The organism is Sphingopyxis sp. Geo48 (assembly GCF_949769155.1).
Taxonomy (GTDB): Bacteria; Pseudomonadota; Alphaproteobacteria; order Sphingomonadales; family Sphingomonadaceae; genus Sphingopyxis.
The window spans coordinates 1029142-1042618 of record NZ_CATKPA010000001.1; the positions used below are offsets into that span (position 1 = coordinate 1029142).

General features: G+C 65.4%; 13 protein-coding genes. 9 read left to right on the forward strand and 4 right to left on the reverse strand.

Going from position 1 to position 13477, the window contains the following annotated elements:
- Positions 1-55 precede the first annotated feature (55 nt).
- From QOL79_RS05250 to QOL79_RS05265, 4 genes are read left to right on the forward strand one after another with little or no spacing between them, the layout of a single operon-like run.
- A complete protein-coding gene (locus QOL79_RS05250; RefSeq protein ID WP_283418870.1) occupies positions 56-1765 on the forward strand; it encodes a class I adenylate-forming enzyme family protein in 1710 nt (569 codons plus the stop codon).
- Positions 1766-1795: 30 nt separating this feature from the next.
- Positions 1796-2659 (forward strand): cytochrome b/b6 domain-containing protein, encoded by an 864-nt coding sequence (locus QOL79_RS05255; RefSeq protein WP_283418871.1) that lies wholly within the window; start codon positions 1796-1798, stop codon positions 2657-2659.
- Positions 2656-3435, forward strand: coding sequence for a molybdopterin-dependent oxidoreductase (locus QOL79_RS05260; RefSeq protein WP_204993657.1), 780 nt, complete (start codon positions 2656-2658; stop codon positions 3433-3435). The genes QOL79_RS05255 and QOL79_RS05260 overlap by 4 nt, the downstream gene beginning before the upstream one ends.
- 43 nt (positions 3436-3478) lie before the next feature.
- Positions 3479-4750, forward strand: a complete 1272-nt coding sequence (locus tag QOL79_RS05265; protein ID WP_283418872.1) for an SAM-dependent methyltransferase — start codon at positions 3479-3481, stop codon at positions 4748-4750.
- A 232-nt stretch (positions 4751-4982) separates the two neighbouring features.
- Here the strand turns inward: QOL79_RS05265 and QOL79_RS05270 are convergent, their stop codons facing one another.
- On the reverse strand, positions 4983-5420 hold the full coding sequence (locus tag QOL79_RS05270) for a DUF1801 domain-containing protein (RefSeq protein WP_283418873.1): 438 nt from the start codon (positions 5418-5420) through the stop codon (positions 4983-4985).
- A 48-nt stretch (positions 5421-5468) separates the two neighbouring features.
- On the reverse strand, positions 5469-6428 hold the full coding sequence (locus tag QOL79_RS05275; RefSeq protein WP_283418874.1) for a helix-turn-helix transcriptional regulator: 960 nt from the start codon (positions 6426-6428) through the stop codon (positions 5469-5471).
- A 133-nt stretch (positions 6429-6561) separates the two neighbouring features.
- Between QOL79_RS05275 and QOL79_RS05280 the strand changes: the two genes are divergently transcribed.
- The 4 genes from QOL79_RS05280 to QOL79_RS05295 all read left to right on the forward strand — a co-directional run bounded on the left by QOL79_RS05280 (position 6562) and on the right by QOL79_RS05295 (position 10509).
- On the forward strand, positions 6562-7062 hold the full coding sequence (locus QOL79_RS05280; RefSeq protein WP_283418875.1) for a hypothetical protein: 501 nt from the start codon (positions 6562-6564) through the stop codon (positions 7060-7062).
- Positions 7063-7137: 75 nt separating this feature from the next.
- Entirely contained in the window at positions 7138-8355 is a 1218-nt protein-coding gene (locus QOL79_RS05285) for an argininosuccinate synthase (protein ID WP_283418876.1), read from the forward strand.
- A 190-nt stretch (positions 8356-8545) separates the two neighbouring features.
- A complete protein-coding gene (locus QOL79_RS05290) occupies positions 8546-9556 on the forward strand; it encodes a threonine aldolase family protein (RefSeq protein WP_282949851.1) in 1011 nt (336 codons plus the stop codon).
- Complete coding sequence (locus QOL79_RS05295; protein WP_283418877.1) at positions 9553-10509, forward strand: DMT family transporter; 957 nt, start codon at positions 9553-9555, stop codon at positions 10507-10509. Before QOL79_RS05290 ends, QOL79_RS05295 begins: the two co-directional genes overlap by 4 nt.
- Before the next feature lie 5 nt (positions 10510-10514).
- Here the strand turns inward: QOL79_RS05295 and murA are convergent, their stop codons facing one another.
- Together murA and QOL79_RS05305 are read right to left on the reverse strand one after the other, a co-directional pair.
- Complete coding sequence (gene murA, locus QOL79_RS05300; protein ID WP_283418878.1) at positions 10515-11798, reverse strand: UDP-N-acetylglucosamine 1-carboxyvinyltransferase; 1284 nt, start codon at positions 11796-11798, stop codon at positions 10515-10517.
- A gap of 43 nt (positions 11799-11841) precedes the next feature.
- Positions 11842-12309, reverse strand: coding sequence for a hypothetical protein (locus tag QOL79_RS05305; RefSeq protein WP_283418879.1), 468 nt, complete (start codon positions 12307-12309; stop codon positions 11842-11844).
- Between the two features lie 195 nt (positions 12310-12504).
- On the opposite strand from QOL79_RS05305, the gene QOL79_RS05310 reads away from it, so the two are divergent.
- Positions 12505-13470, forward strand: coding sequence for a DUF3011 domain-containing protein (locus QOL79_RS05310; RefSeq protein ID WP_283418880.1), 966 nt, complete (start codon positions 12505-12507; stop codon positions 13468-13470).
- Positions 13471-13477: the final 7 nt, after the last annotated feature.

Sequence of the window (13477 nt, forward strand, 5' to 3'; positions counted from 1 at the left end):
GAGAGGCCTTCCCCATAGGGGGTAAGGCGAGCGAGACCAAGAGGAGAGATGCCCCATGCCTTCCGCGCTCGATCTGCGCCTGGAATCCGCGTATAATCTGATCACGGGGCCGGGCGGTCCGATCCAGGTCGGTTCCGTCGAACGCTTCGGCCGCCAGCTGCCATTCATCACCAACGCGCCGACGAACCTTGCCGATTATGTCGCCTATTTCAGCGCGATGCACGGCGATGCGACCTTTCTGGTCGAGGGCGACGAGCGGCTGAGCTTCAAACAGGTCTATGCCGCGGCGCGCAAGGTCGCGGCGGGCCTCATCGATGGCCACGGCGTCCAGCGCGGTGACCGCGTCGGCCTTGCCATGCGCAACGCCAATGCGTGGTGTGTCGCCTATATCGGCATCCTGCTCGCGGGCGGCTGCGCGACCCTGCTCAACGGCTGGTGGCAGGGCGGCGAGCTGGCGGCGGGAATCGACGATGCCGAGGCGAAGCTCGTCATTGCCGATGTCCAGCGGGCGGCGCGGCTGGCCGAGCCGGGCGTCAGGCATGGCGCCAAGGTTGTCGCGCTCGATATCACGAAGCCGATCGACGAAGCGATCGCGCCGCTGGCGGCGGGCGGCAGCGCCGATACCGCACTGCCGGTGCTGACCGGGCAGGATCTGGCGACGATCCTCTTTACCTCGGGCTCGACCGGCCAGTCGAAGGGCGCCTATTCGCGCCACGAGGCGGTGGTGCAGGCGATCTTCAACTATGTCACGCAGACCGCGAGCATCGTCCACCTGCTGACCGAGGACGGGCAGATGTCGGACATTCAGCCCGCCACCCTCATCTGCACGCCGCTGTTCCACGTTACCGCGGAAATCCCGGTCTTCCTCCAGAGCTTCGCCCTGGGTCGCAAGCTCGTGCTGATGCCGAAGTGGAACGCCGACGAGGCGATGCGGCTGATCCAGGACGAGAAATGCAATTATTTCGTCGGCGTGCCGCTGATGAGCTATGAAATTCTCGTCAGTCCGAACCGCAAGAATTACGACCTGTCGACGTGCAAGAGCTACGCCGGCGGCGGTGCGCCGCGACCGCCCGAGCATGTCCGCCGGCTCGCGTCGGAGATGGGCGATGCCAAGCCGCTGCTAGGCTATGGCCTCACCGAGACCAATGCCGTCGGCTGCGGCATCATCAACGAGAATTATGTCGAGAAGCCGCTGTCGACCGGCCCGGCGTCGAAGCCGCTCGTCGATCTGGCGATCCTCGACGAGCTGGGGAACGAACTGCCGCAGGGTAGCGTCGGCGAGGTTTGCATGCGATCGGTCTGCAACTTCGAGGGCTATTGGAACAATGAGGCAGCGACCAAGGCGGCCTTCTTCGACAATGGCTATTTCCGTTCGGGCGACCTCGGTTACCTCGACGAGGACGGCTATCTGTTCATCGTCGACCGCAAGAAGGACATCATCATCCGCGGCGGCGAGAATATCAGTTGCCAGGAGGTCGAGGCCGCGATCTATGAACATGCCGAGGTCAACGAGTGCGCGGTTTTCGGCTTGCCCGACGAGCGGCTCGGCGAATGCGTCGGCGCGGTCGTCTGGATGAAGCCCGGCAGCGCGTTGACCGCCGACGAGCTGACCGCGTTCCTCAACGCGCGCCTCGCGCCGTACAAGGTGCCGTGCCGGATCTGGATGTCGAACGAGGCGCTGCCCAAGCTTGGCAGCGAAAAGATCGACAAAGTGTCTTTGCGCAATCGCTATCGCGAGGAGTATAAGTCGGAGGTGACCGCGTAACCGAACCGGGCGAAGGAGCGAAAGAGGGATATGGCTGAAGCTGACTCCCCCGACGTTCTGCCGGCGCCGGTTCCGGAAACGCCCGCGCCGGTGCGCGTCTATCGCCACCGGCTGCCGACGCGCATCTGGCATTGGGTGAATGCGGTTACGCTGCTCGTCATGCTGATGAGCGGGCTGATGATCTTCAACGCGCATCCGCGGCTTTACTGGGGGCAATATGGCGCGAACCCCGATCGGGCGTGGTTCGCGATCGGGGCGACTTCCGACACCGGCTATGTCCGCTTCGGCGAGACGCGGATCGAGACGACCGGCGTGCTCGGGCGCTGGACCAATGCCGGGGGCGAGGAAAAGACCTGGGCCTTTCCGGGCTGGGCGACGATCCCGACCAGCTACGATCTCGCGGCCGGGCGGCGCTGGCACCTGTTCTTCGCGTGGGTGCTGTCGGTCGGCCTGACGCTCTATATGGTCTGGAGCCTTTTCGGCGGGCACATCCGAAGGGATTTGCACGTCCGCCGCGCCGAATGGTCGCCGCGGCATATCTGGCACGACATCAAGGATCATGCGCGGCTGCGCTTTCCGCGGGGCGAGGCGGCAGCGCGGTACAATATCCTGCAAAAGCTTAGTTATATCGGCGTGATCTTCGGCCTGCTGCCGCTGATGATCTTCACCGGGCTCACCATGTCGCCGGGAATGGATGCCGCCTGGCCCTGGCTGCTCGACCTGTTCGGCGGGCGCCAGTCGGCGCGTTCGATCCATTTCATTGCGGCGTGGCTGCTTGTCCTATTCTTCCTCGTCCACATCATGATGGTGATCCTCGCCGGGCCGATCAACGAGGTGCGCTCGATGATCAGCGGCTGGTTCACGCTGCCGCCCGAGAGGGAGGGCGAGGCATGAGCGGCGTCCTGCTGCCACGCCGCCGGCTGATCGCGCGGGCGGGCGGGCTCGTCGCGGCGGCGGGCGCACTGCCGCTGCTGTCGGGTTGCGACGCGATCAGCGAGGCGCCGGCGGTTCGCAAGATCTTGTCGATGGGCGAGGAGATGAACCGGGCGAGCCAGCGCGCGCTGATGGACCGCGATGCGCTGGCGCGCGAATTCACCCGCGCCGACCTGTCGCCGGTCTTTCGCTCGAACGGAACGAAGCTGCCGGATGGCGCCGCCTATGCCGCGCACGCCGCGGCGGGCTTCACCGATTGGCGCATTACCGTGTCGGGCCTCGTCGCGCGGCCGCTGTCGCTGTCGATGGCCGACATCCGCGCGATGCCGCAGCGCACGCAGATCACCCGCCACGACTGCGTCGAGGGGTGGAGCGCGATCGGCGAGTGGACCGGGCCGCAGCTCCGCCGCATCCTTGAGGCGGCGGGGGTGAAGGACCGCGCGCGCTACATCGTGTTCCGCTGTGCCGACAGGATCGACGACGCGCTCTATTATGAAAGCTGCGACATGGTCGATGCGCTCCACCCGCAGACGATCCTGGCCTGGGCAATGAACGGCGCGGTGCTGCCGATCGCCAACGGCGCGCCGCTGCGCCTCAGGATCGAACGGCAGCTGGGGTATAAGCATGCGAAATATCTGACCGGGATCGAAGCGGTCGCGAGTCTCGACCAAATCGGGGCAGGAAAGGGCGGTTTCTGGGAAGATCGCATTGATTATGAATGGTATGCCGGTATCTAGTTGGTAACAGGGCGGCAAATGCAATGATGATGAGGTCGCACTTTTGTCCATACTCAGGCCCTTTCTTTCGCGTGTTATCCATCGTGGCAGGCTGACCGTCATCGACCCCGACGGCGGGGCCGAGACCTTTGGCGCGCCAGCGCCGGGCTTTCCCGAAGTCAGCGTCCGCTTCGCGACGCGCCGCGCGATGCGGCGCGTGATCCTCGACCCGCGGCTCGGCGCGGGCGAGGCCTTCATGGACGGCGAAATGGAAATTACCGAGGGCGACATCATGGGCCTGATCGGCCTGCTGCGCATGAATACGCCATGGGATCGCGGCGCGAAGCTCAAGGACAAGACCCGGCTCGGCCAATGGGGCGACTGGGTGAAGACGCGGCTCGGCTCGATCAACCGGCAGCGCCAGTCGCGCGCGAATGTCGAGCACCATTACGACATCGGCAACGACCTCTATCGCCTCTTTCTCGACCGCGACATGCAATATAGCTGCGCCTATTGGCCGCGCGAGGGCATGACGCTTGACGAGGCGCAGGAGGCCAAGAAGGCGCATATCGCGGCGAAACTCGCGCTGCGGCCGGGCCAGCGGATCCTCGACATCGGCTGCGGCTGGGGCGGGATGGCGATCACGCTCGCGAAATTGGAAGCGGTCGAGGTGCTGGGGATCACACTATCGACCGAACAGCTCGAGCTCGCGCGGCAGCGCGCCGAAGAGGCGGGGGTTGCCGACCGCGTTCGCTTCGAGTTGATCGATTATCGCGACCTTGCGGCGCGCGAGACCGGCGGGTTCGACCGCATCGTTTCGGTCGGCATGTTCGAGCATGTCGGCGCGGCAAATTTCGACACTTTCTTCCGTGCCTGCGCGAACCTGCTCACCGCCGACGGGGTGATGCTGCTTCACACGATCGGGCGCTTTGGAAAGCCGGGCGCGACCGACGCCTTCACGCGCAAATATATCTTCCCCGGCGGCTATATCCCCGCGCTCAGCGAGACGCTCGCGGCGAGCGAGAAAAGCCGGCTGATCGCGACCGACGTCGAAACGCTGCGGCTGCATTATGCGCTGACCCTGCGTCAATGGTACGCCAAGACGCTGGCGCACGAGGCCGAGATCGTGGCGATGATGGGCGCGCGATTCTTCCGCATGTGGTGCTTCTACCTCGCCGGCGCGACCGCGGCGTTCGAAAGTGGCGGGATGGGCAATTACCAGATCCAGTTCGCGCGCAGCCGCCACGCGCTGCCGCTGACGCGCGATTATATCGGCGAGGCCGAGAGACGCCATCTTCCGCGTCGCGACGTGAAAGATGGACGGACATCCGCTTAGGGGTGGAAAGCGGACGGTGCCGATCCTCCCCGGCACGGGGAGGGGGACCATGCGAAGCATGGTGGAGGGGTACGTGCAGTCTGGCGCGGCCTATGATCTCCTGTGCCCCTCCACCACCCTACGGCCTCGCGGGAAGCAACGCGCCCCGCGCGTTCCTTTGACCCGCTCGCTCCCCCTCCCCCGGCGGGGGAGGATCGTCTAGGTCCGCTACCGATCGAAACCGGCCATTCAGCTACGTCGGGTAGCGTGCGTTCATCACATCCCAGCTCAGCGCAACCAGCTGTTCAAGTATGTTCAGATCGACGTCCGTCAGCTTGTTGATATAGAGGCAAGACTTGCCATTCTTGTATTTGCCGAGCTTTTCCAGCAGTGCGTCCGCCTCGGGCTGACGCTCTTCATAATGCCCCATCAGATAGAGCGTCATCGCGGCCTTGCGCGGCGAAAATCCGGCGCGGCACATCGTGCCCGAACGGCCGCTGTCATAAATATAGTCATAGCTGCCATAGCCGATGATCGATGGCCCCCACATCTTCGGCTCGACGCCCGTGACGCGGCGGTGGATCGCATCGACGATGGCGGCTTCCTCGCGCCGCTTTTCGCTCGGGACGGCAGCGATAAAATCGGCAACGCTGACTCCGGTCGCCTTGGTCTTGATCTCGGTCTTGCCCATCGCGTGCCTCCCTGGCGCCAGACTAGCGTTCTGGACGCGGGAATCCAGTCAACGATGCCTGGCGGCGATCGTGCGTGCGAGGGCGCCGACGCGCCGGCGGAAGCTGGCGGGGGCGAGCACTTCGACCTCGGCGCCGAGCGCGAGCATGTCGCGCGCGCCATGGTCGCTGTCCTCCACCATCATCGCCATGGCACGCCAGCCTTTGGCGTCCGGAGCGTCGGCGCGGGCAACCGCTTCGGCGCCACGTGGTGATTGCGCGGCCAGTCGCTTGCATCCGTCAAGCGACGCGCGAATGGTCGCCTTTGTGGCGAACAGCTCGGACTCGAATCGCACCTGCTCGGCCTGCCACCAATTCGCGAGGTGGAAATCGGCGGGACGGTCGAACGGTGCTTCACCGATGGCAAGCTCCTCGATATTGGCGATCCGGAAGATGCGGACTTTCCCGGCGCCGCGCGCGGCGAGGTACCAGATGCCCGCTTTCAGAACGAGACCGAGCGGATCGACCGCCCAGTCGCGCACCCCCTGCCAGCTTTCGTAGCGCATCGCCAACGATTGCTGGTCGAGGACGGCGCGCGCGAGGCGGGGCAGATGCGGCAGCGCCTCGCTGCCGCGATACCAGTCGACGGCGTCGAGATGGAAGCGTGCCGCCATCCGGTCGGCCAGCGCGCCGCCGCCGCCGGGCAGGGCGGCGAGCAATTTGTTGCGCGCGGCGTTCGTCGCCGCGCCAAGCCCCAGTTCTGCGGCGGGACCGGGCAGGCCGATCATCGCCATCGCTTCGGCCTCGCCCGCCGACAGGCCGGTCAGCCGCGTGCGATAGCCGCCGAGCAACTGAAAGCCGCCGCCGGGCCCGCGGTCGCCATAGACGGGCACGCCCGCGGCACTCAGCGCATCGATGTCGCGATAGATGGTGCGTTCGGACACCTCGAACTCGGCGGCGAGATCGGCGGCGGTCAGCCGCTGGCGCAGCTGCAACAGGATCAGGATCGAGAGGAGGCGGCTCGCGCGCATTTTTCTTCTTTAGCAGAAAATAACTGACAGAAAATGTCAGGATAGGGGGCGTAGGCAGGCTTGGTCACCGAGGGAGCGACTCATGGCCCAGATCGACCGCCGCACCATCATTGCCCTTAGCGCAGGAGCCTTCATGTCCAGCCTGATCCCCGTCGCGGCATGCGCCGCGATCAACCCCGCCCCCGTCGGAAAGCCCGGCGACTTCGATTTCCTCACCGGCGAATGGCGCATCCACAACAGATTCCGCGAAGGCGAGAAGTGGATCGAATTTCCCGGCGAGGCGACCGTGGTCGGCATCCTCGGAGGAATTGCGAGCATCGAGGAGCTGCGCATTCCGGCGCGGGGTTTTTCGGGCATGGGGCTTCGCCTGCTCGACGTCGAAAAGAAGATATGGTCCGACCATTGGGTCAACGCCAAATCGGGTGTCGTCGGCGTCCCCGGCCAGCTTGGCGTGTTCGAAAATGGCGTCGGCACCTTCCTGTCCGAAGGCGAGGGCGACAAGGGGCCCGAACTCTATCGTGGCGTATGGGACCGCATCACGCCCAAAAGCTGCCGCTGGTTCCAGGGCGTGTCGCGCGACGGCGGAAAGACGTGGGACGACGGATGGTTCATGGACTGGACGCGCGTCGGCTGAGCGGCCAAGCCGGTTGCACCTTTGGCGGCGCCCTGCTAGCCGCGCCCGCGTCTTTCCCTCGCCAAAGGTGCCATCATGTCCGAGTCCTTCAAGCGCGTCGTCCTCGCCTATTCGGGCGGTCTCGATACCAGCGTCATCCTGAAGTGGCTGCAGGTCACCTATGGCTGCGAGGTCGTGACCTTCACCGCCGACCTCGGGCAGGGCGAGGAGCTCGAGCCGGCGCGTGCCAAGGCCGAGCTGATGGGGATCAAGCCCGAGCATATCTATATCGACGACCTGCGCGAAGAATTCGTCCGCGATTTCGTCTTCCCGATGATGCGCGCCAACGCGCGTTACGAGGGCGATTATCTGCTCGGCACCTCGATCGCGCGTCCGCTGATTTCGAAGCGGCTCGTCGAAATCGCCAAGGAAGTGGGTGCCGATGCGGTCGCGCATGGCGCGACGGGGAAGGGCAACGACCAGGTGCGCTTCGAGCTATCTGCCTATGCGCTCAATCCCGATATCAAGGTGATTGCGCCCTGGCGCGAATGGGATCTGACCAGCCGCACGGCGCTGATCGACTTTGCTGAAAAGAACCAGATTCCGGTGCCGAAGGACAAGCGCGGCGAAAGCCCGTTCTCGACCGATGCGAACCTCCTCCACACCTCTTCGGAGGGCAAGGTGCTCGAGAACCCGTGGGACGAGACGCCCGACTATGTCTATTCGCGCACCGTCAATCCCGAGGATGCGCCCGACACGCCCGAATATATCACGGTCGATTTCGAACGCGGCGACGGCGTTGCGCTGAACGGGCAGGCGATGTCGCCCGCGACGCTGCTCGCGGCGCTTAATGACCTCGGCCGCAAGCACGGGATCGGCCGCCTCGACCTCGTCGAGAACCGCTTCGTCGGCATGAAGTCGCGCGGCATGTACGAGACGCCGGGCGGCGAAATCTATGCCCGTGCGCATCGCGGCATCGAAAGCATCACCCTCGACCGCGGCGCGGCGCATCTGAAAGACGAGCTGATGCCGAAATATGCCGAACTCATCTATAACGGCTTCTGGTTCGCGCCCGAGCGCGAGATGCTGCAGGCGGCGATCGACCTCAGCCAGGAGAAGGTGTCGGGCACTGTTCGCCTGAAGCTCTACAAGGGCAATGCCAGTGTCGTCGGCCGCAAGTCGCCGAACAGCCTCTACAGCGAGCGGCATGTGACCTTCGAGGACGATGCCGGCGCCTATGACCAGAAGGATGCGGCCGGCTTCATCAAATTGAACGCGCTGCGCCTGAAGTTGCTGGCAAAACGCGACCGCTGATCCCTCGGCGAGCCGTGCGGCATATCGGATGCGGCCATGCGCATGCGGCGGTTCGATGTCTCTTCGTGGCAGAGCATCGGCGTGAGGCTCGCAAGTGGGAAATTTGAGGATGATCCACTCGATCCGGCGGACGAGCCGCCAAAATATTAACGTGTTAGCGCGATCGCGATTCCTGCGCTAAGGGCGCCGGATGACCGCGCTCCGCTTCTTTTCCGACAATGCCGCCACCGTCCATCCGGCGGTGATGGAGGCTCTCGCCGCCGCCAATCATGTCGACACGGCGTATGACGGCGATGCGCTCAGCCAGTCGCTCGATGCCGCCTTTTCCGACCTGTTCGAAACCGATTGCGAGGTCGTGTGGATCGCGACCGGCACGGCCGCAAACAGCATCATCCTCGCGCATTTCGTGCGGCCTTGGCAGGGCATACTCTGTTACGAGGAAGCGCATATCGAGGTCGACGAGTGCGGCGCGCCGACCTTCTATTCGGGCGGTGCGCAGTTGATGACGCTGCCCGGCGCGGGAGCGAAGATCGATGCCGAGGCGCTGAGGAAACGGATCGCGGGTATCCGCAAAGACGTCCATCAGGTACAGCCCGCCGCGATCAGCATCACCAACGCGACCGAATATGGACTCGCCTGGCGTGCGAGCGAAATCGGCGCGATCAGCGAGGTCGCCAAGGCGAGCGGGATGAAGCTGCACATGGATGGTGCGCGCTTCGCCAATGCGGTTGCGTTCCTCGGCTGCTCGCCCGCCGACGTCACCTGGCGCGCCGGGGTCGATGCGCTGTCGTTCGGCTTCACCAAAAATGGCGCGATGATGGCCGAGGCGCTGGTCTTTTTCGGCGGCAGCGGCGGCGCAGGGGTGCGCGAGCTCAAGAAGCGCGGCGGACATCTGCTGAGCAAGGGACGTTTCGTCGCGGCGCAGATCCGCGCGATGCTGAAGGACGATCTCTGGCTTGCCAACGCGCGCGCCGCGAACGCCGGCGCGGCCGCGCTCGCGGCGGCGTGCGGTCCGCGGCTGATGCATCCGGTCGAGGCGAACGAGCTGTTCGTGCGGATCAGCGCCGAAGAGGCGGCGGACCTGCGCGCGCAGGGATTCGATTTCTATGACTGGGGCGACGGCGCGATCCGCCTCGTCGTGAGCTGGGATCAGGATGCCGCCGCGGTCGCGCCGCTGGCGGCCGCCATCGCCGGGCTATGAGCGAGCAGCCGACGACGCTGCTTTCGCCACGCGTCTTTCTGCCCTTCGCGCTGGTCACGCTGATCTGGGGATCGACGTGGATCGTGATCAAGGGTCAGCTGGGTGTCGTGCCGCCGAGCTGGTCGGTGACCTATCGCTTCGTGGTCGCCGGAGCGGCGATGTTCGTCTTTGCCGCGGCGCGGCGCGAACGACTGTGGCTGGAACCGCGCGCGATGGCCTTTGCCGCGGTCCTCGGGCTGGCGCAGTTCGCGTTCAACTTCAACTTCGTCTATCGCGCCGAGCAGCATATCACTTCGGGCCTTGTCGCAGTGCTCTTTGCGCTGCTGATCGTGCCGAACACGTTGCTGGGGCGGTTGTTTCTGAAGACGCCGCTCGAACGCCGCTTCCTTGCCGGGGCGGGGATCGCGATCGTCGGCGTCGCGCTGATGATCCTGCACGAATATCGCGCCGCTGCGTTGGGGGCGGACGAGGTGATCATGGGGACGCTGCTGACGCTGGCCGGTGTGATGAGCGCGTCGACCGCCAATGTGATGCAGGGGACCGGAATCGCGCGCGCGCAGTCGATGGTCGTGATGATCGCCTGGGCGATGCTGTTCGGGGCGCTCGCCGACGGAAGCTATGCATGGATCACGACCGGGCCGCCGGTCGTCGAGAAGACGGGGGTCTATCTGGGCGGAATACTCTATCTGGGCATCATCGCCAGCGCGGTCACCTTTCCGCTCTATTTCAATGTCATCCGCGCGGTTGGGCCGGGGCAGGCCGCTTGGTCGAGCGTGCTGATCCCGATCATCGCGATGGGCTTTTCGACGGTGTTCGAGGGCTATCGCTGGGCACCGCTGTCGATCGCGGGCGGCTTCGTGGCGTTGATCGGACTGGTGATCGCGGTCGCGAAACGGCCCGAGCGGCCGTCGGTCAGCGGCAATATGGTGTCGGTGCCCGTCGATCCGGACTAGAGGCGTCAGCCTGCGCTGATCCGTTCGATATCGGCGCCGACCGCCTGCAGCTTCTCCTCCAGCCGTTCGTAGCCGCGGTCGAGGTGATAGACGCGGTTGACCTCGGTCTGCCCCTCTGCCGCAAGCCCCGCGATGATCAGGCTCATCGAGGCGCGAAGGTCGGTCGCCATCACCGGCGCGCCGACCAGATGGTCAACGCCGCGGACGATCGCGGTACGGCCCTTGACCTGAATGTCGCAGCCCATGCGCGCCAGTTCGGGAACGTGCATGTAGCGGTTCTCGAAGATGGTCTCGGTGAACAGCGACGCGCCGGTGCCGAGCGTCGCCATCGCCATGAACTGCGCCTGCATATCGGTCGCGAAGCCTGGGTAGGGCGCGGTCGACAGCGTGACCGGCTGCGCGCGGCCGTCCATCGCGACGCGGATCCCGCCCTTGGTGGGCTCGACGGTGGCGCCGGCTTCGCGCAGCGCGGTGAGCGTGGCTTCCATCTCGTCGGCCTTGGCGCCGACCAGCTCGACGTCGCCCTGCGTGATGACGGCGGCGCAGGCATAGCTGCCCGCCTCGATGCGGTCGGCCATCACGCGGTAGGTCGCGCCGTGGAGGCGGTCGACGCCCTCGATCGTCAGTGTCTCGGTGCCGATCCCGTCGATATGCGCGCCCATCGCGACGAGACAGTTGCAGAGGTCGACGATCTCGGGCTCGCGCGCCGCATTTTCGAGAATGCAGGTGCCGCCGGCGAGAACCGCCGCCATGACGGCGTTTTCGGTCGCGCCGACCGATACGACGGGGAAGGTGAACTTGCCGCCCTTGAGCCGCCCGCCGGGCGCGATGGCCTTCACGTAGCCCGAGGCAAGCTCGATCTCGGCGCCGAAGGCTTCGAGCGCTTTGAGGTGCAGGTCGATCGGGCGGTTTCCGATCGCGCAGCCGCCGGGAAGCGACACCGTTGCTTCGCCTGCGCGCGCGAGGAGCGGGCCGAGGACGAGGATCGACGCACGCATCTTGCGGACGATGTCATAGGGCGCGACGGTCGAGGTCAGCGTCGTCGCACGCGCGGTCATCACGCGGCCGAAGTCCTCGGGCCGCGAGCCCTCGATCGTCGTCGAGCAGCCGAGCTGGTTGAGCAGGTGGCCGAAGCCGTCGACGTCGGCGAGGCGCGGCAGGTTGCGCAAGGTCAGCGGCTCGTCGGTGAGCAGCGCGCAAGGCAGCAGGGTCAGCGCGGCATTCTTGGCGCCGGAGATGGGAATACGGCCCTTGAGTCGCTGGCCGCCGCGAATGACGATTTGATCCATCCGTCGTCATTAGCCGATGCGACGGCGCGCGCAAGCCGACTAGCTATGCTGGCGGTGCATAGCCTGCGTCGCCGTCGAATTGCGCCTTCGCGTCCTTCTCGCCCTTGCTCATGAAGATGAAGCCCGCGACCGAGAGGATCATCAGCAGGATGGCGAGCAGCGGCACCTGTCCGTCGATCACGAAGACGCGCAGCGCGATCCACGCGATGTTGACGATGCCGACGATGAGGAAAATTTTCTTGTTGTTCGTGGCGAAGCCGTAGGTCGCGCGGCCGTCGCGAGTGCGGACGCCGTGGACGCCCTTCAGGTCGAAGGCGTTGTAGATATAGAAGCGGCCGGCCGTGCCGGGCACGAGCTCGCTCGCAACATTGTCCTTCACCACCGCATTCTTGATCGTGCGCGTCGGGCCGGCGTCGGGCTGGAACGTGAGGCTGCGAAAAACCGAGACGCCTCCCTTTGTGCGCTTGAGGTCGGCGGCTTCGATGCGCCCGTCGATGATCGATGTCGTCATATGTCGGCTCCCTTGCTTGCGGTGGCGCGACCCGGAACGAGGCTAGATGATGCACGCGGGCAAGGGAAGCCATGCTGCGTGCAGGAATGGCGTCTTTGTTCGTGGCGCCGGAGCAGGAAATGTGAAACTATACACGGCGATAGTCGAAGCAATTGAGGACGGTCGAAGCACGATATCAGCAGGGGAGAAACAGCTATGCGGAACCGCGTCATTTCGGTCATCACGGCCGCGTCGTTCGTTACGGGCCAGCTTGCCGTCCCTGCTTTTGCGCAGACCACCTATCCCTTTCCGCCTCCGCCGGGCTCGGGCTATAATCAGGGATGGGCGGGCACGATCCGCTGCGAATCCTATGGTAACCGCCAGCAACGCTGCAATGTCCGCACCGACAATCGCGTCGAACTGACCCGCGTGATCGGCGGGCGTTGCTCGAAGGGGCGCGACTGGGGATTCGATGCCGACGGTGTCTGGGTGTCGGGCGGGTGCCGCGCCGAATTTCGCTATGGCTATGCCGGCGGCGCCTATCCGGGGAATGATTTCGCGGGGACGCTCCGCTGCGAATCGCGCAGCAACCGTTATGAACAATGCGCGGTGCAGACCAATGGCCGCGTCGAACTCGTGCGCAAGCTCGGCGGCAAATGCAACGCCGGGCGGCAATGGGGTTATGGCCCCGACTATGTCTGGGTCACCAACGGCTGCCGCGCCGAATTCGGCTATGGCTATGCCAATCTGGCGCCGCTGCCGGGTCCGAAGCCCGACAAGGACAAGGGCCCGAGCACCGGGCTGATCATCGGCGGGATCGTCGTCGCCGGCGGGCTGCTCGCGCTGCTGGCGAGCCAGAAGAAGAAAAAGGCCGACGGCACGCCGGAAGAAAGTGCGCCACCGCCCGCATCGGCCGGCCCGGCCGCGCTGAGCGCCAATCTGAACAGCCTGCCGAGCGCGTCGCGGCCGTCGGTACAGAATTGCATGAACGATGCCGCGCGGCAGATCGGCGCGACGGGCGGGACGAAGCTGTCCTATGACAAGCTCGTTTCGCTCGAGCAGGGCAATGGCGGCTGGCGCATCCGCGCGGCGATGACCGCGACCTATCCCGACGGCGCCAAGCCGATCGAGATGTATTGCCGCGCGACGCCGAGTGATATCATCCAGCTCGATTTCAATTGAGGGTCAT

Excerpts from the sequence above, each read along its gene's own strand:
- QOL79_RS05250 (WP_283418870.1), top strand. The coding sequence starts at position 56 with ATGCCTTCCGCGCTCGATCTGCGCCTGGAATCCGCGTATAATCTGATC.
- QOL79_RS05255 (WP_283418871.1), top strand. The coding sequence starts at position 1,796 with ATGGCTGAAGCTGACTCCCCCGACGTTCTGCCGGCGCCGGTTCCGGAA.
- QOL79_RS05260 (WP_204993657.1), top strand. The coding sequence starts at position 2,656 with ATGAGCGGCGTCCTGCTGCCACGCCGCCGGCTGATCGCGCGGGCGGGC.
- QOL79_RS05270 (WP_283418873.1), bottom strand. The coding sequence starts at position 5,420 with ATGGGCAAGACCGAGATCAAGACCAAGGCGACCGGAGTCAGCGTTGCC.
- QOL79_RS05275 (WP_283418874.1), bottom strand. The coding sequence starts at position 6,428 with ATGCGCGCGAGCCGCCTCCTCTCGATCCTGATCCTGTTGCAGCTGCGC.
- QOL79_RS05280 (WP_283418875.1), top strand. The coding sequence starts at position 6,562 with ATGTCCAGCCTGATCCCCGTCGCGGCATGCGCCGCGATCAACCCCGCC.
- QOL79_RS05285 (WP_283418876.1), top strand. The coding sequence starts at position 7,138 with ATGTCCGAGTCCTTCAAGCGCGTCGTCCTCGCCTATTCGGGCGGTCTC.
- QOL79_RS05290 (WP_282949851.1), top strand. The coding sequence starts at position 8,546 with ATGACCGCGCTCCGCTTCTTTTCCGACAATGCCGCCACCGTCCATCCG.
- QOL79_RS05295 (WP_283418877.1), top strand. The coding sequence starts at position 9,553 with ATGAGCGAGCAGCCGACGACGCTGCTTTCGCCACGCGTCTTTCTGCCC.
- murA (WP_283418878.1), bottom strand. The coding sequence starts at position 11,798 with ATGGATCAAATCGTCATTCGCGGCGGCCAGCGACTCAAGGGCCGTATT.
- QOL79_RS05305 (WP_283418879.1), bottom strand. The coding sequence starts at position 12,309 with ATGACGACATCGATCATCGACGGGCGCATCGAAGCCGCCGACCTCAAG.
- QOL79_RS05310 (WP_283418880.1), top strand. The coding sequence starts at position 12,505 with ATGCGGAACCGCGTCATTTCGGTCATCACGGCCGCGTCGTTCGTTACG.